The 19,487-nt window shown below is 51.8% G+C and carries 18 protein-coding genes; 12 read left to right on the top strand and 6 right to left on the bottom strand.

Going from position 1 to position 19,487, the window contains the following annotated elements:
* Positions 1 to 30: 30 nt before the first annotated feature.
* Entirely contained in the window at positions 31 to 600 is a 570-nt protein-coding gene (locus OGY33_RS11505; RefSeq protein WP_003834476.1) for a DedA family protein, read from the bottom strand.
* 240 nt (positions 601 to 840) lie between these two features.
* Between OGY33_RS11505 and OGY33_RS11500 the strand changes: the two genes are divergently transcribed.
* Positions 841 to 1,428 carry a Yip1 family protein gene (locus tag OGY33_RS11500; RefSeq protein WP_003834475.1) on the top strand — a complete coding sequence of 196 codons (588 nt, stop codon included), beginning with the start codon at positions 841 to 843 and terminating at the stop codon, positions 1,426 to 1,428.
* Between the two features lie 180 nt (positions 1,429 to 1,608).
* Positions 1,609 to 2,556 (top strand): D-alanyl-D-alanine endopeptidase, encoded by a 948-nt coding sequence (gene pbpG, locus OGY33_RS11495; RefSeq protein ID WP_020996667.1) that lies wholly within the window; start codon positions 1,609 to 1,611, stop codon positions 2,554 to 2,556.
* Between the two features lie 101 nt (positions 2,557 to 2,657).
* Here the strand turns inward: pbpG and dld are convergent, their stop codons facing one another.
* Positions 2,658 to 4,367, bottom strand: a complete 1,710-nt coding sequence (gene dld, locus OGY33_RS11490; RefSeq protein WP_048224581.1) for a D-lactate dehydrogenase — start codon at positions 4,365 to 4,367, stop codon at positions 2,658 to 2,660.
* Between the two features lie 232 nt (positions 4,368 to 4,599).
* Here dld and bglX point away from each other — a divergent pair, with 232 nt between their 5' ends.
* The 5 genes from bglX (at position 4,600) to OGY33_RS11465 (ending at position 10,884) form a co-directional block, all read left to right on the top strand.
* Entirely contained in the window at positions 4,600 to 6,897 is a 2,298-nt protein-coding gene (gene bglX / locus OGY33_RS11485; RefSeq protein WP_191238297.1) for a beta-glucosidase BglX, read from the top strand.
* Between the two features lie 232 nt (positions 6,898 to 7,129).
* Positions 7,130 to 8,047, top strand: coding sequence for a glycine betaine ABC transporter substrate-binding protein OsmF (osmF, locus tag OGY33_RS11480; RefSeq protein WP_128316783.1), 918 nt, complete (start codon positions 7,130 to 7,132; stop codon positions 8,045 to 8,047).
* 15 nt (positions 8,048 to 8,062) lie between these two features.
* Positions 8,063 to 9,229, top strand: a complete 1,167-nt coding sequence (locus OGY33_RS11475) for an ABC transporter permease (protein WP_275052637.1) — start codon at positions 8,063 to 8,065, stop codon at positions 9,227 to 9,229.
* Positions 9,222 to 10,169, top strand: coding sequence for an ABC transporter ATP-binding protein (locus OGY33_RS11470; RefSeq protein ID WP_060683543.1), 948 nt, complete (start codon positions 9,222 to 9,224; stop codon positions 10,167 to 10,169). The genes OGY33_RS11475 and OGY33_RS11470 overlap by 8 nt, the downstream gene beginning before the upstream one ends.
* Positions 10,153 to 10,884: an ABC transporter permease gene (locus tag OGY33_RS11465; protein WP_048234924.1), complete on the top strand. Its 732-nt coding sequence runs from the start codon at positions 10,153 to 10,155 to the stop codon at positions 10,882 to 10,884. The genes OGY33_RS11470 and OGY33_RS11465 overlap by 17 nt, the downstream gene beginning before the upstream one ends.
* Here the strand turns inward: OGY33_RS11465 and OGY33_RS11460 are convergent.
* Together OGY33_RS11460 and mlrA are read right to left on the bottom strand one after the other, a co-directional pair.
* Positions 10,865 to 10,972: a protein YohO gene (locus OGY33_RS11460; RefSeq protein ID WP_003027354.1), complete on the bottom strand. Its 108-nt coding sequence runs from the start codon at positions 10,970 to 10,972 to the stop codon at positions 10,865 to 10,867. The two genes, OGY33_RS11465 and OGY33_RS11460, sit on opposite strands and share 20 nt — an antisense overlap.
* Positions 10,973 to 11,023: 51 nt before the next feature.
* Positions 11,024 to 11,755: an HTH-type transcriptional regulator MlrA gene (mlrA, locus tag OGY33_RS11455; RefSeq protein WP_003027351.1), complete on the bottom strand. Its 732-nt coding sequence runs from the start codon at positions 11,753 to 11,755 to the stop codon at positions 11,024 to 11,026.
* A 225-nt stretch (positions 11,756 to 11,980) separates the two neighbouring features.
* Here mlrA and OGY33_RS11450 point away from each other — a divergent pair, with 225 nt between their 5' ends.
* The 3 genes from OGY33_RS11450 to OGY33_RS11440 are packed head-to-tail and all read left to right on the top strand — an operon-like array spanning position 11,981 to position 14,899.
* Positions 11,981 to 13,666 carry a sensor histidine kinase gene (locus tag OGY33_RS11450; protein ID WP_003834458.1) on the top strand — a complete coding sequence of 562 codons (1,686 nt, stop codon included), beginning with the start codon at positions 11,981 to 11,983 and terminating at the stop codon, positions 13,664 to 13,666.
* Positions 13,663 to 14,382, top strand: a complete 720-nt coding sequence (gene btsR, locus OGY33_RS11445; protein ID WP_003840155.1) for a two-component system response regulator BtsR — start codon at positions 13,663 to 13,665, stop codon at positions 14,380 to 14,382. The genes OGY33_RS11450 and btsR overlap by 4 nt, the downstream gene beginning before the upstream one ends.
* A gap of 46 nt (positions 14,383 to 14,428) precedes the next feature.
* Positions 14,429 to 14,899, top strand: coding sequence for a YehS family protein (locus OGY33_RS11440; RefSeq protein WP_191238299.1), 471 nt, complete (start codon positions 14,429 to 14,431; stop codon positions 14,897 to 14,899).
* A 43-nt stretch (positions 14,900 to 14,942) separates the two neighbouring features.
* Here OGY33_RS11440 and OGY33_RS11435 read toward each other — a convergent pair whose 3' ends face one another.
* Both OGY33_RS11435 and metG read right to left on the bottom strand, forming a co-directional pair.
* Positions 14,943 to 15,401, bottom strand: coding sequence for a YehR family lipoprotein (locus OGY33_RS11435; protein ID WP_032943976.1), 459 nt, complete (start codon positions 15,399 to 15,401; stop codon positions 14,943 to 14,945).
* Positions 15,402 to 15,606: 205 nt separating this feature from the next.
* Complete coding sequence (gene metG, locus OGY33_RS11430) at positions 15,607 to 17,640, bottom strand: methionine--tRNA ligase (protein ID WP_191238300.1); 2,034 nt, start codon at positions 17,638 to 17,640, stop codon at positions 15,607 to 15,609.
* A gap of 164 nt (positions 17,641 to 17,804) precedes the next feature.
* Between metG and apbC the strand changes: the two genes are divergently transcribed.
* A complete protein-coding gene (gene apbC / locus OGY33_RS11425; protein WP_191238301.1) occupies positions 17,805 to 18,914 on the top strand; it encodes an iron-sulfur cluster carrier protein ApbC in 1,110 nt (369 codons plus the stop codon).
* 265 nt (positions 18,915 to 19,179) lie between these two features.
* Positions 19,180 to 19,464, top strand: a complete 285-nt coding sequence (locus OGY33_RS11420) for a DUF2574 family protein (protein WP_048215929.1) — start codon at positions 19,180 to 19,182, stop codon at positions 19,462 to 19,464.
* Positions 19,465 to 19,487 lie beyond the last annotated feature (23 nt).

Below are 19,487 nucleotides of genomic sequence, written 5' to 3'. Positions count from 1 at the left end.
GCCCGCCGGTGTTCCGCTGGCGGGCCATCTTCATTGCGCTTTACGCGTGCTTCGGCGTTTCATCCACCAGCGAACGCCCGCGACTATCCCAATAACCAGCACCAGCCAGATGCCATGCTTGATATGCTGGTCGAGGCTGTGCAGCCACGGTGCAATCACTTCACCACCGACGTAGCCAAGGGTGGTAAATAGCAATGCCCAGACAAACGCGCCAAGAATATTCAGCGGTAAAAAGATCTTCGGCGGCAGGTGACTGGCGCCAATCAGTAAGGGACCAATAACGCGAAAGCCGTACATAAAGCGCGTACCGACCACAAACAGGTAAGGACGTCGTTGGATCATTTTCTGCGCATAATGAATTTTCGCCTGATGGCGCGAGAAACGACGCAGAATTTTGCCGCCAAAACGACGTCCGAGTAAATAGAGCAACTGATCGCCAATCATCCCACCTAGTGCGACCGAGAGTACCACCAGCGGGAATTTCAGGACTCCCTGATGCGCCACGACGCCGCCTAACAGGGTTATGGTTTCACCTTCCGCCAGGCTGCCGATGATTAACGCAGCATAGCCGTACTGCGCAACATAATGCGTTATATCCATACGTTGTATGACCTCCACTGGTCATAGCATACACCCTATGATTATTTGATGCCGGAAAAGCCGCGTAGTAGCGCATAACGTCGTTCAGTTCCCTAATGCCTGATGGCGCTTCGCTTATCAGGCCTACGGCTTACACACTTTTTACCCGGCGCTTCGGTATTTTCTCTGTGTACATAAAATAATCAAAAGCTGAATTATAATTGAAGTGTTGAGGTCCGGAGCTGACAAGAAGGGGGCGGTATGAACCATGTCTGGGGGCTATTTTCCCATCCCGATCGTGAAATGCACGTGATCAACAGCGAAAACGAAAGTGTTTCGCATCACTATACCCACCATGTACTGCTGATGGCGGCAATCCCGGTTGTTTGCGCGTTTATCGGTACCACGCAAATCGGCTGGAATTTTGGCGATGGCAATATCCTGAAGTTATCTCTGTTGACCGGATTTGCGATGGCAATTCTGTTCTACGGGGTGATGCTGGCAGGCGTCGCCGTCATGGGCCGGGTTATCTGGTGGATGGCGCGTAATTATCCGCAACGTCCGTCGCTGGCGCATTGTATGGTGTTTGCCGGATATGTCGCGACGCCGCTGTTTTTAAGCGGGCTGGTCGCACTTTATCCGCTGGTCTGGCTGTGCGCATTGGTGGGGACCATTGCGCTGTTTTACACCGGTTATTTACTCTATCTCGGCATTCCGACGTTCCTGAATATCTCTAAAGAGGAAGGCCTGAGCTTTTCCAGTTCGACGCTGGCGATCGGTGTGCTGGTGCTGGAAGTTCTGCTGGCGATTACGGTAATCCTGTGGGGTTACGGCTATCGGTTATTCTGACGGATAAACCTGTCTGCGCTGCGTTGTTGACGTAAAAGTCAGCAACGCAGCATTTCGAGACGATTCTCCTGTGGCGGCAAACCTGCCGGATCGCTATGATGCCTGAGCTAGCTTGAGATAATACTTAGTCTCTGGCGGTGTGCGTTGTGACGTGCGTGAACCATTATCAGAAATCTCATCATGCTGAAATTCCGAGTTTCATTATTAAGCCTTGCCCTGGTGCTGGCCGTTCCTTTTGCACCCCAAGCCGTGGCTAAAACGGCAACTACCGCAGCAGCTTCTCAGCCTGAGATAGCGTCCGGTAGCGCAATGATTGTTGATCTGAATACCAACAAGGTTATCTATTCGAACCACCCGGATCTGGTGCGTCCGATAGCGTCGATTACCAAATTAATGACCGCGATGGTGGTGCTTGATGCACGACTGCCGTTGGATGAGAAGCTGAAAGTTGATATCAGTCAGACGCCGGAAATGAAAGGCATCTACTCTCGTGTGCGACTGAACAGTGAAATTAGCCGTAAAGACATGCTGCTGCTGGCGCTGATGTCATCAGAAAACCGTGCGGCGGCGAGCCTGGCGCATCATTACCCTGGCGGTTATAACGCGTTTATTAAGGCCATGAATGCCAAAGCGAAAGCGCTCGGCATGACTCAGACTCGCTTTGTGGAACCAACCGGCTTATCGATTCATAACGTCTCGACCGCCCGTGATTTAACCAAGCTGCTGATCGCCAGCAAACAGTATCCGCTGATTGGCCAGTTAAGCACCACGCGTGAAGATATGGCGACTTTTGCCAACCCGGCTTATACGCTGCCATTCCGTAACACTAACCATCTGGTATACCGCGATAACTGGAATATTCAGTTAACCAAAACCGGGTTTACCAATGCGGCAGGCCACTGTCTGGTGATGCGCACCGTGATCAATAACAAACCGGTGGCGCTGGTGGTGATGGATGCGTTCGGTAAATATACCCACTTTGCTGATGCCAGCCGTTTACGTACCTGGATCGAAACGGGCAAGGTGATGCCGGTTCCGGCAGCGGCGCTGAGCTATAAAAAGCAAAAAGCGGCGCAGATGGCAGCGGCGGGTTCAGTGACGAGCGAGCAAACTGCACAGAACGATTAAATAAGACAACTTATCCGGCATACACATAGCTAATGTAGCGGTAGGCCGGGCAAGCGAAGCGCCCCCGGCAACATGCCCGGTGGCGCTTATCTTTTTCTGGTTTACGACTCTTTCCAGAACTTTTGCTTACTCGTTTTACCAATCCCCGGGTTCATACTGTTGGTGGGGTCATTCTCGCGGTAAAAACGGGTTAATGTTTCCGGTGCTTTATACAGATGTCCGACGTTATGCTCTGCTGGATACTGTGCTCCGCGCTCGTGCAGAAGCTCCAGCATCTGCTCTTTCAGCGCATGCGCATCCACGCCTTTTTTCACGATGTAATCCTGGTGGAAGACGTAGCACATAAAGTGGCCGTAATAGAGTTTGTGCACCAGTTGGCTGTCGATCTCTGCAGGCAGATGCTCGTACCATTCGGTGTCGTTACGGCGCAGCGCGATATCCAGCGCCAGAATATCTTCCACTTCATCGGCATGTACGGCCTGATAACGAATCGCCGCGCCAGCCGCCGCAAAGCGATGCAAAAACGCCTTGCTGCCTTCTTCCGGCGTACAGGCAAAGAAGTCGCCTTCAGCGGTTTTGAAAAACTCGCTTAGCCAGTTTTGCGCTTCAGCCACGCCGCCACCGGCCATTTTTAACAGCAGGTGATGTTCGTACTTATCGCGCCAGCTTTTCATGCGCGCGGGTAAGTGGCTGGGGAACAAATGGCCAAATTTCTGCATTGCCCGATCGGTGAAATGTGGACGGAAAATTTTCACTTTTTCCAGTATCGCATCGGTGCGACCTTTCAGGGTGAAGAAGAAGGGCATTTTGTCGGTGCCGAGCTTGTCGATCATCAGAAACGTATCTTTACCGTATTGCTCAGCGATGTCATAAATATCGCGGTGCATATATTCACCGGCGACCGGCAGATGCTCAAATTTTGCCAGAATATGACGGCGGATCTCCGTCAGTACCTCTGGCTGGTTGGTACCGATGTAAAAGACCTGCTGGTTTTTTTCGGCTTCGAAGGTGTCCAGGCGCACCGCAAAAACCGCGAGCTTGCCTGCACAACCGGATGATTCAAACAACCGATCCGGGTCGGCGTTATAGCGAGCGGGCGTGTCCGCCTCAATATCTCTGACGCGGGTAACGTAGTCGTGATCGTGTGCATGACGTCCATCGTGGCGCACATCGTCATCTTTGATACGCTCGTCATCAAGTTTGCTAAGGATCTGTTCCGGGGTCTGGCCCAGTTCGATACCCAGATGGTTAACCAGCTGTAATTTACCCTGCTCGTCAATACGCGCAAACAGCGACATCTCAGTGTATGCCGGACCGCGCTGAACCAGCGAGCCGCCGGAGTTGTTACAAATACCGCCAATCACTGAAGCGCCGATACAGGAAGATCCGATCACCGAATGCGGCTCACGGCCAAACGGTTTGAGCGCTTTTTCCAGTGAATAAAGCGTGGTGCCGGGATAGGCCAGCACCTGTTCGCCTTTGCCGATGACGTGCAGCTTATCAAGGCGCAGGGTGCTGATAATGACAATCTCGCGGTCGTAATCATTACCGCTCGGCGTAGAGCCTTCGGTCAGGCCAGTGTTGGCGGCCTGCATCAGGATAATTTTATCTGCGGCGACGCAAGCGTTGAGGACGCGCCACAGTTCTAAAAGCGAGCCAGGGAACACCACGGCGAGTGCATCGCCCTGACCGGAACGGAATCCCTTGCGATAGCGGGCGGTTTTAGCAGGGTCTGTGAGCAGGTGTGAATGACCTACCAGACGGGTCAGTTCATTCAGAAAAGCTTTATTATCTGTTGTAATGGAAGACATTCTCCACTCCTTGTGGTGGGACTCAATATCAGGAACAAGCATAGCGCTTTGTATGACAATACGCTTTCTCATTCACATTGTCTCTGGGTTGTCCTCCACTGAGTCGCGTTGGTTTCGAAAATTAGGAGAATAACCTTAGCTTTCTTTATCGCTCCCGTTTAGTCTTACGGCAAACTGCGGTTTTTGTTATATTTTCGCTGCCTCGTCGGGAAAAAATAAAGAGAGAATCAACATGAAATGGCTATGTTCTGTAGGTGTCGCGGTGAGTCTGGCGTTGCAACCAGCGCTGGCGGACACGCTGTTTGGTAACCATCCTCTGACGCCAGAAGCGCGGGATGCATTCGTTACCGATTTACTTAAACAGATGACCGTGGATGAGAAAATTGGGCAACTACGCTTGATAAGCGTAGGGCCTGATAACCCGAAAGAAGCCATCCGCGAGATGATCCAAGACGGGCAGGTTGGGGCAATTTTTAACACCGTCACGCGCCAGGATATCCGCAAAATGCAGGATCAGGTGATGGAGCTCAGCCGCCTGAAAATTCCTCTCTTTTTTGCCTACGACGTATTGCACGGCCAGCGTACCGTGTTCCCGATAAGTCTCGGCCTGGCGTCCTCTTTTAATCTCGATGCGGTCAGAACCGTTGGCCGTATTTCCGCGTATGAGGCTGCCGATGATGGTCTGAATATGACCTGGGCGCCAATGGTCGATGTCTCTCGCGATCCGCGCTGGGGCCGAGCTTCAGAAGGTTTTGGAGAAGATACGTTTTTAACGGCTACGATGGGTAAAACCATGGTGGAAGCGATGCAGGGGAAAAGCCCGGCTGACCGCTATTCGGTGATGACCAGCGTCAAGCACTTCGCCGCCTATGGCGCGGTTGAAGGTGGCAAGGAATATAACACCGTCGATATGAGTCCACAGCGTCTGTTCAACGACTATATGCCACCGTATAAAGCCGGGCTGGATGCCGGTAGCGGTGCGGTGATGGTGGGTCTTAATTCGCTGAACGGTACACCAGCAACCTCAGATGCATGGCTGCTAAAAGACGTGCTGCGAGATGAATGGGGCTTTAAGGGGATTACCGTTTCCGATCACGGCGCGATTAAGGAACTGATTAAGCACGGTACCGCCTCCGATCCTGAAGATGCGGTGCGTGTGGCGATCAAGTCCGGCATCAACATGAGTATGAGCGATGAGTATTACAGCAAATATCTGCCGGGCTTGATTAAATCCGGCAAAGTGACGATGGCGGAGCTGGACGACGCCGCGCGTCATGTGCTGAACGTGAAATATGATATGGGGTTGTTTAACGATCCGTACAGCCATCTGGGGGCCAAAGAATCTGACCCACAGGACACCAACGCAGAAAGCCGTTTGCATCGCAAAGAGGCGCGTGAAGTGGCGCGCGAAAGCCTGGTGTTGCTGAAAAACCGTCTGGAAACGTTGCCGCTGAAAAAATTCGCCACCGTGGCGGTTGTCGGACCGCTGGCCGACAGCAAGCGTGATGTAATGGGCAGTTGGTCCGCCGCCGGTGTTGCCGATCAGTCGGTAACGGTACTGACGGGGATTAAAAATGCCGTCGGCGATCAGGGCAAAGTGCTGTACGCCAAAGGGGCGAATATCACCAACGACAAAGGCATTGTCGATTTCCTCAACCTGTATGAAGAAGCGGTAAAGGTTGATCCGCGTTCGCCGCAGGCGATGATCGATGAAGCCGTTAACGCCGCGAAGCAATCTGATGTGGTTGTCGCGGTAGTCGGTGAAGCGCAGGGCATGGCGCATGAAGCCTCCAGCCGCACCGATATCACCATTCCGCAAAGTCAGCGTGACCTGATTGCTGCGCTGAAAGCCACGGGTAAACCTCTGGTTCTGGTGTTGATGAACGGTCGTCCGCTGGCGCTGGTGAAGGAAGATCAACAAGCCGATGCGATCCTCGAAACCTGGTTTGCCGGGACGGAAGGCGGTAACGCCATCGCCGATGTGCTGTTTGGTGATTACAATCCGTCAGGCAAGCTGCCGATGTCTTTCCCGCGCTCTGTTGGACAGATCCCGGTCTATTACAGCCATCTCAATACCGGCCGTCCGTATAACGCCGATAAGCCGAACAAGTATACGTCGCGCTACTTTGATGAAGCCAATGGTCCGTTGTATCCCTTTGGTTATGGCCTGAGCTACACCACGTTTACGGTTTCTGATGTGAAGCTCTCTTCTCCGACGATGAAGCGTGACGGAACCGTGACGGCCAGCGTGCAGGTGACCAACACCGGCAAACGCGAAGGTGCAACGGTGATTCAGATGTATTTACAGGATGTGACCGCCTCCATGAGTCGTCCGGTAAAACAGCTGAAAGGTTTTGAAAAAGTGAATCTTAAGCCTGGTGAAACCCAGACCGTCAGCTTCCCGATTGATATTGAAGCGCTCAAATTCTGGAACCAGCAGATGAAATACGATGCAGAACCTGGCAAATTTAACGTTTTCATCGGCGTGGATTCCGCCAGAGTGAAGCAGGGCGAATTTGAACTGCTGTAATAGATGAATAAAGTCATGCAGCATGCCTGATGGCTCTATGCTTATCAGGCCGACAAAGTCGTATCATCCGGCAAATTCACATTGGGTTTGCCGGATTTTTTTTATTTTATTATCGCCTTACCGCTAATAACTCTCAGCGTTACCACCCAATTGCCAGGTTAAGGCTTGATTTTTCGACTATGCTTTTTCCTCAAGTCTCTGAAAAGGGCCGCAAAAGGATAAGGAGTACAGCATGATAATCTCAAAAGTATCGGTGGGTTCGCTGGCGCTGTTAGCCGCGATAAGCCTACCCTTACAGGCCGCGTCACCCGTCACGGTTGGTTCAAAAATAGATACCGAAGGGGCGCTGCTCGGCAACATTATTTTGCAGGTGCTCGAAAGCCATGGCGTGAAAACTGTCAATAAAGTACAGCTGGGTACCACCCCAGTAGTGCGTGGGGCAATCACCTCCGGTGAGCTGGATATTTATCCGGAATATACTGGTAATGGCGCATTCTTTTTTAAAGATGAAAATGATCCCGCGTGGAAAAATGCGCAGGCCGGTTTCGATAAAGTGAAAAAGCTGGATGCAGAGCAAAATAAGCTGGTCTGGCTAACGCCTGCTCCTGCCAACAATACCTGGACCATTGCGGTACGCCAGGATGTCGCGCAAAAGAACAAGCTTGAGTCCCTTGCTGATTTAGGCCGCTACCTGAAAGACGGGGGAACGTTCAAACTTGCTGCCTCTGCTGAATTTATCGAACGGGCTGACGCGTTGCCTGCGTTTGAAAAAGCCTATGATTTCAAACTAAATCAAAATCAGCTGTTGTCGCTAGCTGGGGGAGATACCGCGGTGACGATTAAAGCAGCGGCGCAGCAGACTTCTGGCGTCAATGCGGCGATGGCTTATGGCACAGATGGCCCGGTTGCGGCGCTCGGTCTGCAAACTTTAAGCGATCCAAAAGGTGTCCAGCCCATTTATGCGCCAGCACCCGTCGTACGTGAATCGGTGCTGAAAGACTACCCGCAAATGGGAGAATGGCTACAACCAGTTTTTGCCAGTCTGGATGAAAAAACGTTGCAGCAGCTGAATGCCAGTATTGCCGTGGAGGGGCTGGATGCGAAAAAAGTTGCAGCAGACTACCTGAAGCAAAAAGGATGGGTGAAGTAACGGAGTTTGCAGCAGGTGGGTGTTTTGTCAAAGATTTCAGTTAATCGGGTGCTGTTGTTACTGGTACTTCTTACCTTCGCGGCGGCAGCGCTGCCTTTCATTAGCTATGCGCCTAATCGCCTGGTCTCCGGTGAGGGGCGCCAACTCTGGGATATCCGGCCCGACATGGCGTGGGGATTGGCAGTAGCCTGTTTGCTGCTGTTTCTTCTGTGCTTTGTACCGGGAAAGCCCGGCAATATATTGACCCTTGTTATTAGCCAGTTGCTGGTGATTGCAGCGCTGGTAACCGCAGGAACAACGGCAACGTATCTGGCCCAGACGGGAAGTCCACTGGCCAGAACCAGCCTGGGCAGCGGGTTCTGGTTGGGGCTAGGACTAATGTTGCTGGCCGCCAGTGACGCTATTCGTCGCATAACCGAGCTGGCATCATGGCGTTGGCTGTTGCACGCGCAAATGTTTATTTTTCCGCTGGTGCTTTTGTTCTCCGGCACGTTTAACGATCTTTCCCTGCTTAAAGAATATGCCAACCGTCAGGATGTCTTCAATGACGCCCTGGCGCAGCATCTGACAATTCTGTTCGCTACCGTGGTGCCCGCGCTGCTTATTGGTGTGCCGTTGGGCATCTGGTGTGCTTTCTCTGTCTCCCGTCAGGGGCCGGTTTTTGCGGTACTGAATATCATCCAAACCATTCCCTCAGTCGCGCTGTTTGGCCTGTTAATTGCGCCCCTTGCCGGGTTGGTGAAGCACTTTCCTTTGTTGGGTTCGCTCGGCGTCGCCGGAACTGGCCTGACGCCTGCGCTTATTGCGTTAGTGCTGTATGCGCTGTTACCGCTGGTACGTGGCGTTGTGGCTGGGTTGAATCAGGTGCCGCAGGATGTACTGGAAAGCGCCCGAGCGATGGGGATGAACACTTTCCAGCGGTTTGTCTCGGTGCAGTTCCCGCTGGCATTGCCGGTCTTCTTGCGCAGTTTACGGGTAGTGATGGTGCAAACGGTGGGAATGGCGGTGATTGCTGCGCTGATTGGCGCAGGGGGATTTGGCGCGCTGGTCTTTCAGGGATTGCTCAGTAGCGCCGTCGATTTAGTGTTGCTGGGCGTGATCCCGGTTGTGGTACTGGCAGTATTGATTGATGCGCTGTTTGATTTAGGGCTCGCGCTGTTGAAGGTAACAAACAATGATTGAATTTCGCCATGTCAGTAAAACCTATGGTCAGCAAACAGCCGTTGACGACCTTAACCTGCGGTTGGGGGAGGGCAGCTTTTCGGTGTTAATTGGCACGTCAGGTTCCGGGAAATCCACCACGCTGAAAATGATCAATCGGCTGGTTGAACATGACAGCGGACAGATTCGCTTTGCCGGGGAAGAGATCCGCAGCCTGCCGGTGCTGGAGTTAAGGCGGCGTATGGGATACGCGATTCAGTCGATTGGCTTGTTTCCCCACTGGACAGTCGCGCAGAACATCGCCACGGTGCCGCAGCTACAAAAGTGGTCGCGTTCTCGTATTGATGACCGAACAGACGAACTGATGGCGCTGCTGGGTCTTGAGGACAGTTTGCGCCATCGTTATCCGCATCAGCTTTCTGGCGGGCAACAGCAGCGGGTCGGGGTTGCTCGCGCACTGGCGGCAGATCCGCAGGTACTGCTGATGGATGAGCCTTTTGGCGCGCTGGATCCGGTCACCCGCGGTGCGCTGCAGCAGGAGATGACGCGTATTCATCGTCTGCTCGGGCGTACCATTGTGCTGGTGACGCATGATATCGACGAGGCGCTAAGGCTGGCGGAGCATCTGGTTCTGATGGATGCAGGAAAGGTAGTGCAGCAAGGCACGCCGCTGTCGATGCTGACAGCACCGGCGAACGAATTCGTGCAAACATTCTTTGGCCGTAGTGAACTGGGCGTACGTCTGTTGTCGCTTCGCACGGTAGGGGATTTTATCCGTCGCGGTGAACACACAGCCGGTGAACCGTTGGTAGATGAAATGACGCTGCGTGATGCGTTGTCGGTGTTCGTAGCGCGCGGTTGCGACGTCTTGCCGGTCGTGACCCCGCAGGGGGTGTCCTGCGGGACGCTTCATTTTCGTGATTTGCTTTCGGAGATGCCGACCCGTGAAACGTCTTGCTGATCCGTTGTTATGGCTTATTGTCCTGTTTCTGGTCCTGTTAGTTGGGTTGCCTCATAGTCAGGCCTTGTTCAGTGCGCTATTTCCGGCGCTACCGCGTCCCGTGTATCAGCAGGAAAGTTTTGCGGCGCTGGCACTGAGCCATTTTGGCCTGGTGGGGATTTCAAGCCTGATTGCCGTACTCATTGGCACCGGGGCCGGTATAGCGGTAACCCGGCCCTGGGGCGCGGAATTCCGGCCGATGGTGGAAACCATTGCCGCCGTGGGGCAGACCTTTCCGCCAGTTGCGGTGTTGGCGATAGCTGTACCGGTGATGGGATTTGGTCCTGAACCGGCAATTATCGCGTTGATCCTGTATGGCGTATTACCGATCTTGCAGGCAACACTGGCGGGACTCGGCGGAATTTCACCCAGCGTGATGGATATTGCCAGCGGAATGGGCATGAGTCAGGGGCAGCGGCTGCGTAAAGTCGAGTTGCCGCTGGCGGCCCCGGTGATTCTGGCCGGGATTCGCACGTCGGTGATTATTAATATCGGCACCGCAACCATCGCCTCAACCGTTGGGGCGAACACGCTGGGTACGCCGATTATTATCGGGCTAAGTGGGTTCAATACCGCCTATGTGATTCAGGGGGCGCTGCTGGTCGCGCTGGCGGCGGTAATTGTTGATCGCGGGTTTGAGAAATTAGCGAGACATCTTACCCGGCACGTAAAATAAAAGTATAGCCTGCCAGCATGACACCGCCGATACCGCCGATGGCCATCAGCAGGAAGAGGGTAATGACACCGATTTTAGCTGCGCTCATTATGCACTCCTTATGTGAATTCAAGGATTGTACACGTTTGTTAATAGAATATTAAATACCGAGTGGATAAATATCGTGACCTAACGCGCGCCATTCATTCAGCTGTTGCTGCTGAGCGGGCGTTTGGTTCTCGCCGCACCAGACAAGCAAGGTGCGACCTTCAAACAGCTCCGGTCGCAGTTGGTTCAGCGAATGGGCAAGGACGTCAATGCGCCATCCCTGCTGGCTGGCGACCCAACCCTCCAGCCATAAACGGGTCGTATCCTGAATGTTCCAGCCAACCACCAGAGCATCTTTCCCCTGTTTCTTACGTGCTGAGGCCAGACAAATCGCGATATAGTTGATCAGTACGCCGTCGAGGATCCCCAGTAACGCCTGCAGGATCGGCTGTTGGCATTGCAGACGTCGGCGTAACGGAATGAACAAATGGGTGTTGAGCGTTTGTGCGGGATAATCCTGGCCGCGCTCTTTGATCCACAGTCTGAGGCTATGCAAATTATTACTTTGCAAATAGCTCAACAGCGTCTCTTGTTGTTCACGCCAACCGTTATGCACATCAATGCTCTCATTGCTGAGCAACATTTTAACCTTGCTGACCTGAACACCGTTGTTTATCCAGCGTTTTATCTCGCGGATCCGGTCGATATCCGCATCGTTAAACAGGCGATGCCCGCCGTCTGTCCGCTGCGGTTTAAGTAATCCGTAACGCCTCTGCCACGCGCGTAAAGTGACAGGGTTGATATCACAAAGCAAAGCCACTTCACCTATTGTGTAAAGCGCCATCGTCGTCTCACTCTTGCTCGCGAGGTCCCAGTTTTACTTTAGACGCTCTTTTGCGAACCAGGTAGTTTTGTCTGTTTTTTGATCTATGAATGGGTGATTTTGTAACCATGCTCGCGCTTTCGAGTGATCGTTCTCACAAATTCGTCTTTTTTTGCAACACTTCAAAGAAAGTTACACGCAGCCCATGTATGTTACGCGCTTTTAAGTGATGTGTGGTTGGCGGGTATGTACGAGTTTAATCTGGTGTTGCTGCTGCTTCAGCAGATGTGTGTGTTCCTCGTTATCGCGTGGCTCATGAGCAAAACGCGTTTGTTTATCCCGCTGATGCAGGTGACTATCCGACTCCCGCATAAACTGCTTTGCTATGTTACTTTTTCCATTTTCTGCATTTTAGGCACCTATTTCGGGCTGCATATCGATGACTCTATTGCTAACACTCGCGCTATTGGCGCGGTGATGGGCGGGCTGCTTGGCGGCCCGGTGGTTGGCGGTTTAGTTGGTCTTACCGGCGGTTTGCATCGTTATTCGATGGGTGGGATGACTGCGCTTAGCTGCATGATCTCGACCATTGTGGAAGGGTTGCTCGGCGGGCTGGTGCACAGCGTGCTTACCCGTCGTGGTCGTACCGATAAAGTCTTTAGTCCGCTGACCGCGGGAGCGATTACCTTTGTTGCCGAACTGGTGCAGATGCTGATCATCTTATTAATTGCGCGTCCGTTCGATGATGCGTTTCGGTTGGTCAGCAATATTGCCGCGCCGATGATGGTGACCAATACCGTGGGCGCCGCCTTATTTATGCGTATTTTGCTCGATAAACGGGCAATGTTTGAAAAATATACCTCCGCTTTTTCCGCCACAGCACTCAAAGTTGCCGCCTCAACGGAAGGTATTTTGCGCCAGGGATTCAACGAGGTTAACAGCATGAAGGTTGCTCAGGTGCTGTATGAAGAGCTGGATATCGGTGCGGTGGCGATTACCGATCGTGAGAAACTGCTGGCATTTACCGGTATTGGTGACGATCACCATCTACCCGGAAAACCTATTTCATCGTCATATACCCAACGCGCGATTGAAACCGGAGAGGTGGTGTATGCCGATGGGAATGAAGTTCCTTACCGTTGCTCTTTGCACCCGCAATGCAAATTAGGCTCGACGCTGGTGATCCCCCTGCGAGGTGAAAACCAGCGGGTAATGGGGACCATCAAACTTTATGAAGCCAAAAACCGCCTCTTTAGTTCGATCAACCGTACGCTGGGGGAAGGGATCGCCCAACTGCTTTCGGCGCAAATTCTGGCCGGGCAGTATGAGCGGCAAAAAGCGATGCTCACGCAGTCGGAAATAAAACTCCTGCACGCCCAGGTCAATCCCCATTTTCTGTTTAATGCACTCAACACCATCAAAGCTGTGATCCGACGCGATAGCGAGCAGGCCAGCCAACTGGTGCAGTATCTGTCGACGTTCTTTCGTAAAAATTTAAAACGCCCGTCGGAAATTGTGACGCTGGCCGATGAAATTGAACACGTTAATGCTTATCTGCAAATTGAAAAGGCACGATTCCAGTCACGTCTTCAGGTGACCTTGACGGTGCCAGAAGAACTTTCGCATCAGCAATTACCCGCCTTTACTCTGCAACCCATCGTGGAGAATGCCATCAAACACGGTACTTCTCAGTTACTGGATACCGGTGAAGTATCGATTACCGCCCGTCGCGAAGGGCAATATCTGATGCTGGATATCGAAGACAATGCCGGGCTGTATCAGCCAACCTCAGAAGCCAGTGGACTGGGTATGAATCTGGTCGATAAACGACTGCGCGAGCGGTTTGGTGATGATTTTGGCATCAGCGTAGCGTGTGAACCTGACCGCTTTACCCGAATCACTTTACGACTTCCTCTGGAGGAACTGGCATGATCAAAGTGCTGATTGTCGATGACGAACCGTTAGCCCGGGAGAATCTGCGGATCCTGTTGCAAGAGCAAAGCGACATCGAGATTGTCGGTGAATGTTCGAATGCGGTGGAAGCCATTGGCGCGGTGCATAAATTGCGTCCGGATGTTCTGTTCCTTGATATTCAGATGCCGCGTATCAGCGGCCTGGAAATGGTTGGCATGCTTGATCCCGAGCATCGTCCGTACATTGTTTTTCTGACCGCCTTTGATGAGTATGCGGTGAAAGCCTTCGAAGAACATGCGTTTGATTATCTGCTCAAGCCGATTGAAGAAGCACGGCTGGAAAAAACGCTGATCCGTTTGCGTCAGGAGCGCACCAAGCAGGATGTATCACTGCTGCCAGAAAATCAGCAGGCACTGAAGTTTATTCCGTGCAGCGGCCATAGTCGGATTTATTTGCTGCAAATGGATGATGTGGCGTTTATCAGCAGTCGCATGAGTGGTGTGTATGTGACCAGCAGCGATGGTAAAGAAGGCTTCACTGAGTTGACGCTCAGGACGCTGGAGAGCCGTACTCCTCTGCTGCGTTGTCATCGGCAATATCTGGTAAATATGGCGCAATTGCAGGAGATCCGTCTGGAAGACAACGGTCAGGCGGAACTGATTTTGCGTAACGGACTGACCGTTCCGGTGAGTCGTCGTTATCTTAAAAGTCTAAAAGAGGCGATTGGACTGTAAAACTGATACACTGCGCGCCATTGCATCACCGACAGTTGAAGGCTCTATGCTAAGTAACGATATTCTTCGTAGCCTGCGCTACACCCTGAAAGCGAACAATAACGACATGGTGCGTATTCTTGCGCTTGCTGACATGGAATCCACCTCCGCAGGTTTCGATACCTGGATGACAAAAGAAGATGAGACTGGGTTTGTTCGTTGCCCGGATATCATTCTCTCCGGTTTTTTAAACGGCCTGATTTATCATCTGCGTGGTAAAGATGATTCTGCACCGGAACTGGCGCTGGAGCGTCGTGTTAATAACAATACGGTGCTGAAAAAGCTGCGTATCGCCTTTTCGCTGAAAACCGACGATATTCTGGCTATTATGACCGAGCAGAAATTCCGTGTGTCGATGCCGGAAATTACCGCCATGATGCGTGCCCCTGATCATAAGAACTATCGCGAATGCGGCGATCAGTTCCTGCGTTATTTTCTGCGTGGTTTGACATCACGGGTACATAACGCGAAACCATAAAGAAAAAATGGGCGACACCGATTAACATCGGGTCGCCGATGGTTTACTTCACTTCTTTAAAACCCGCCGATTCCATTACCGTTTGCATTTGCTTCATGCTGATGTTTTTATCGGCGTTTTCAGAGAGTTTCATCCCTGAAATGGCCTGCAACGCTTTTATATCAACTTTTTCCATATCGATAGTGACATTTTCTTGCGCGTAGGTATCTGAATAGGTGAGTTTTTCTTCTATGCCAGTAATGTTTTGATATTTGGCGCTTAATGCGTCGAATACTTTTGCTGCTTCCTCTTTATTGCTGGCACCGACTGACGCATAGCTAATTTTACTTTCGGAGATTTGCTTCAGGACCTTATCACCTTTATAGGTGTAGGAGACGGTGATATCAGAACCATTAATGTTGGCATTGAATGTTTTTGTCTCTTCTTTATCACCACATCCCGCCAGGGAAAAAACCACAATCGATGCCACGGCGAGAGAAAATAATTTTTGTAACGCTTTCATGTAAAACTCCATTTCATGAATATCGGATGTTAAATAATAACGTCCACGAATCTGGTGAGCCCGGACTACCTTGATACCAGAGCAGTATAGAATAAATCTAATATTAACAACGAAGCAGTCCGAAAATGGAGCAGGGGTTAAGATTAGAGGAAGCACTTGCGTAGCAAAAAAAAGCGCTGCGGTTGCAGCGCTTGAGATGTTTGATTTACTTCACCTGTTGGCCTGGTTTTGCACCTTCGTCTGGGCTTAACAGGAAGATATCTTTCCCGCCAGGACCTGCGGCCATCACCATCCCTTCGGAAATGCCGAAGCGCATCTTACGTGGTGCCAGGTTGGCCACCATAATGGTCTGGCGGCCAATCAGGACCTGCGGATCTGGATACGCAGAACGAATACCAGAGAAGACGTTACGTTTCTCACCACCGAGATCCAGCGTCAGACGCAGCAGTTTGTCAGAACCTTCCACGAACTCGGCGTTTTCAATCAGCGCTACACGCAGGTCAACTTTGGCGAAATCGTCAAAGGTGATGGTTTCCTGAATCGGGTCATCCGCCAGCGGGCCGGTAACCGGTGCTGCAGCTGCTTTCACTTCTTCTTTCGACGCCTCAACCAGCGCTTCAACTTGTTTCATGTCGATGCGATTGTACAGCGCTTTAAAGGTGTTGACCTTGTGGCCGAGCAGTGGCTGCTCAATGGCATCCCAGCTCAGTTCGCTGTTCAGGAAAGCTTCAACACGTTCAGCAAGCGTTGGCAGAACCGGTTTCAGGTAGGTCATCAGCACGCGGAACAGGTTGATACCCATGGAGCAGATCGCCTGCAGGTCGGCATCGCGGCCTTCCTGTTTAGCCACGACCCACGGTGCCTGTTCGTCAACGTAGCGGTTTGCCACGTCGGCCAGTGCCATGATTTCACGGATAGCTTTACCAAATTCACGGCTTTCCCATGCTTCGCCAATCACCGCTGCGGCGTCGGTGAAGGTTTTATACAGCGCCGGGTCGGCCAGTTCATTCGCCAGAACGCCGTCAAAACGCTTAGCAATAAAGCCGGCGTTACGGGATGCCAGGTTGACTACTTTGTTGACGATATCGGCGTTAACGCGCTGGACAAAGTCTTCCAGGTTCAGGTCGATGTCATCAATACGTGAAGAAAGCTTCGCGGTGTAGTAATAGCGCAGGCTGTCGGCATCGAAGTGCTTCAGCCAGGTGCTGGCCTTAATGAAGGTGCCGCGAGATTTGGACATCTTCGCGCCGTTCACCGTCACATAACCGTGTACGAACAGGTTGGTCGGCTTACGGAAGTTGCTGCCTTCCAGCATGGCAGGCCAGAACAGACTGTGGAAGTAAACGATATCTTTACCGATGAAGTGATACAGCTCGGCGTCGGAATCTTTCTTCCAGTACTCGTCAAAACTGGTGGTGTCACCGCGCTTATCGCACAGGTTTTTAAATGAACCCATATAGCCAATTGGCGCGTCCAGCCAAACGTAGAAGTACTTGCCAGGCGCATTCGGGATTTCAAAACCGAAGTACGGAGAATCGCGAGAGATATCCCACTGTTGCAGGCCGGATTCGAACCATTCCTGCATTTTGTTGGAGACCTGCTCCTGTAACGCGCCGCTGCGCGTCCACGCCTGCAGCATTTCGCTGAATGACGGCAGATCAAAGAAGAAGTGTTCGGAGTCACGCATCACCGGCGTTGCGCCAGACACGACGGATTTCGGCTCGATAAGTTCGGTCGGGCTGTAGGTTGCGCCGCAGACTTCACAGTTATCGCCGTACTGATCCGGAGACTTACATTTCGGGCAGGTGCCTTTAACGAAACGGTCCGGCAGGAACATGCCTTTTTCCGGATCGTAAAGCTGGGAGATTGTGCGGTTCTTAATAAAACCGTTCTCCTTCAGGCGAGTATAAATCAGCTCAGACAACTCACGGTTCTCTTCGCTGTGCGTCGAGTGGTAGTTGTCGTAGCTGATGTCAAAACCTGCAAAATCAGTCTGATGCTCCTGACTCATTTCACCGATCATCTGCTCTGGCGTGATCCCAAGCTGCTGTGCTTTCAGCATGATTGGCGTACCGTGTGCGTCGTCCGCGCAGATGAAGTTAACCTGGTGGCCGCGCATTCGCTGGTAACGGACCCAGACATCAGCCTGGATGTGCTCCAGCATATGGCCGAGGTGGATTGAGCCGTTGGCGTACGGCAGCGCGCACGTTACCAGAATTTTCTTCGCGACTTGAGTCATAGTGGGCAATTACTTCTTTTGTAGTGAAAAGGGCTTTGATAGTACCAAAATGGTAATTACTGCGCCAAGCGATAAGGGCATTTATCCGTAAATGAATAATTGTTGCGGTTGGAGTAAACTACCTGGTGACTATTGTATATTCAGAACAACAAAAAGGAGTCGGGATGAACGCACAATCCCAGGCCAAATCACCAGAGACCCTGCGCGCCATGGTTGCCGGGACGCTGGCGAATTTTCAGCATTCAACCCTGAAGCATAATCTGACTACGCTTAAAGCGTTGCACCACGTCGCCTGGATGGATGACACGTTGCACGTTGAGCTGGTCATGCCGTTTGTCTGGCATAGCGCGTTTGAGGACTTAAAAGAGCAATGTAGCGCCGATCTGCTGCGTATTACCGGTGCGAAAGCGATCGACTGGAAACTGTCGCATAACATCGCGACGCTGAAACGCGTGAAAAACCAGCCGGGTATTAATGGTGTGAAAAACATCATCGCCGTCAGTTCAGGTAAAGGTGGCGTGGGTAAATCCTCTACCGCCGTGAACCTGGCGCTGGCGCTGGCTGCAGAAGGGGCGAAGGTAGGGATTCTGGACGCCGATATTTATGGTCCGTCTATCCCGACAATGCTTGGCGCGGAAAACCAGCGTCCAACCTCGCCAGATGGTACCCACATGGCAGCGATCATGTCTCATGGTCTGGCAACGAACTCCATTGGTTATCTGGTCACTGACGATAACGCGATGGTATGGCGCGGCCCGATGGCCAGCAAAGCGCTGCTGCAGATGTTGCAGGAAACCTTATGGCCGGATCTTGATTATCTGGTACTGGATATGCCGCCGGGCACCGGTGACATCCAGCTGACGCTGGCGCAGAACATTCCGGTAACGGGCGCGGTTGTTGTCACTACGCCGCAGGACATCGCGCTGATCGATGCGAAAAAGGGCATCGTGATGTTCGAAAAAGTCGAAGTGCCGGTACTGGGTATTGTTGAGAATATGAGTATGCATATTTGCAGCAACTGCGGTCACCATGAACCGATCTTCGGTACCGGTGGGGCACAGAAGTTGGCCGAGCAGTATCACACTCAACTGCTGGGACAGATGCCGCTGCATATTTCTCTGCGTGAGGACCTCGATCGTGGTACGCCGACGGTGATTAGCCGTCCTGATAGCGAATTTACTGCTATTTACCGCGATCTGGCAGGACGAGTGGCTGCACAGCTCTACTGGCAGGGAGAGGTTATTCCGGGCGAAATTGCCTTCCGCGCGGTGTAATTTATAGCGTTACAGATATTCACCGCATCAATGTATTATTGATGCGGTGAATATATTAAATTTAAAAATCTCACGATATTGTTCATTCTGCGTTTATAATTCATGCCTTTTTCCGAATAAATCACCTCAATGCATCATTACAATTGATCAAATCTATCCCATTAATCTACAATTTCAATTGGTTCAAATAGGGGAGTTAACTGATAATACTCAGTGCAGGCGGCTTGTACGCTGTTTCCCACCCATTACAGGAATAATGAACACAATGAAGAAAAGTTTATTCTTGGGAGTTATTACTCTGGCTTATGGAATGAGTTTGCAGGCTTTGGCTTCTGATACAATCGATGGAAAGTTAACAATCATCGGGCATGTTGTTGAGTCCACCTGCCATATCGATATGACAGGTGGCGAGCCTCAAAATGATTGCCAGGCAGATGCGGTTCGATTGACGGTTGGAAGCGACAAACCAAACTACCGGGGTGTCAATACGCAACGTGTGATGTTACCGGGTGATACGACACGGCAAATAGTGCTCAATACCTACGATTAATGACCTCAGAATGAATCTTGTCA

It is taken from the genome of Citrobacter sp. Cpo032 (assembly GCF_030332975.1).
GTDB classification, from domain to species: Bacteria; Pseudomonadota; Gammaproteobacteria; order Enterobacterales; family Enterobacteriaceae; genus Citrobacter; species Citrobacter portucalensis.
Note: the sequence above shows the minus strand (reverse complement) of the source record. Positions and strands in the feature narration are given on the sequence as shown.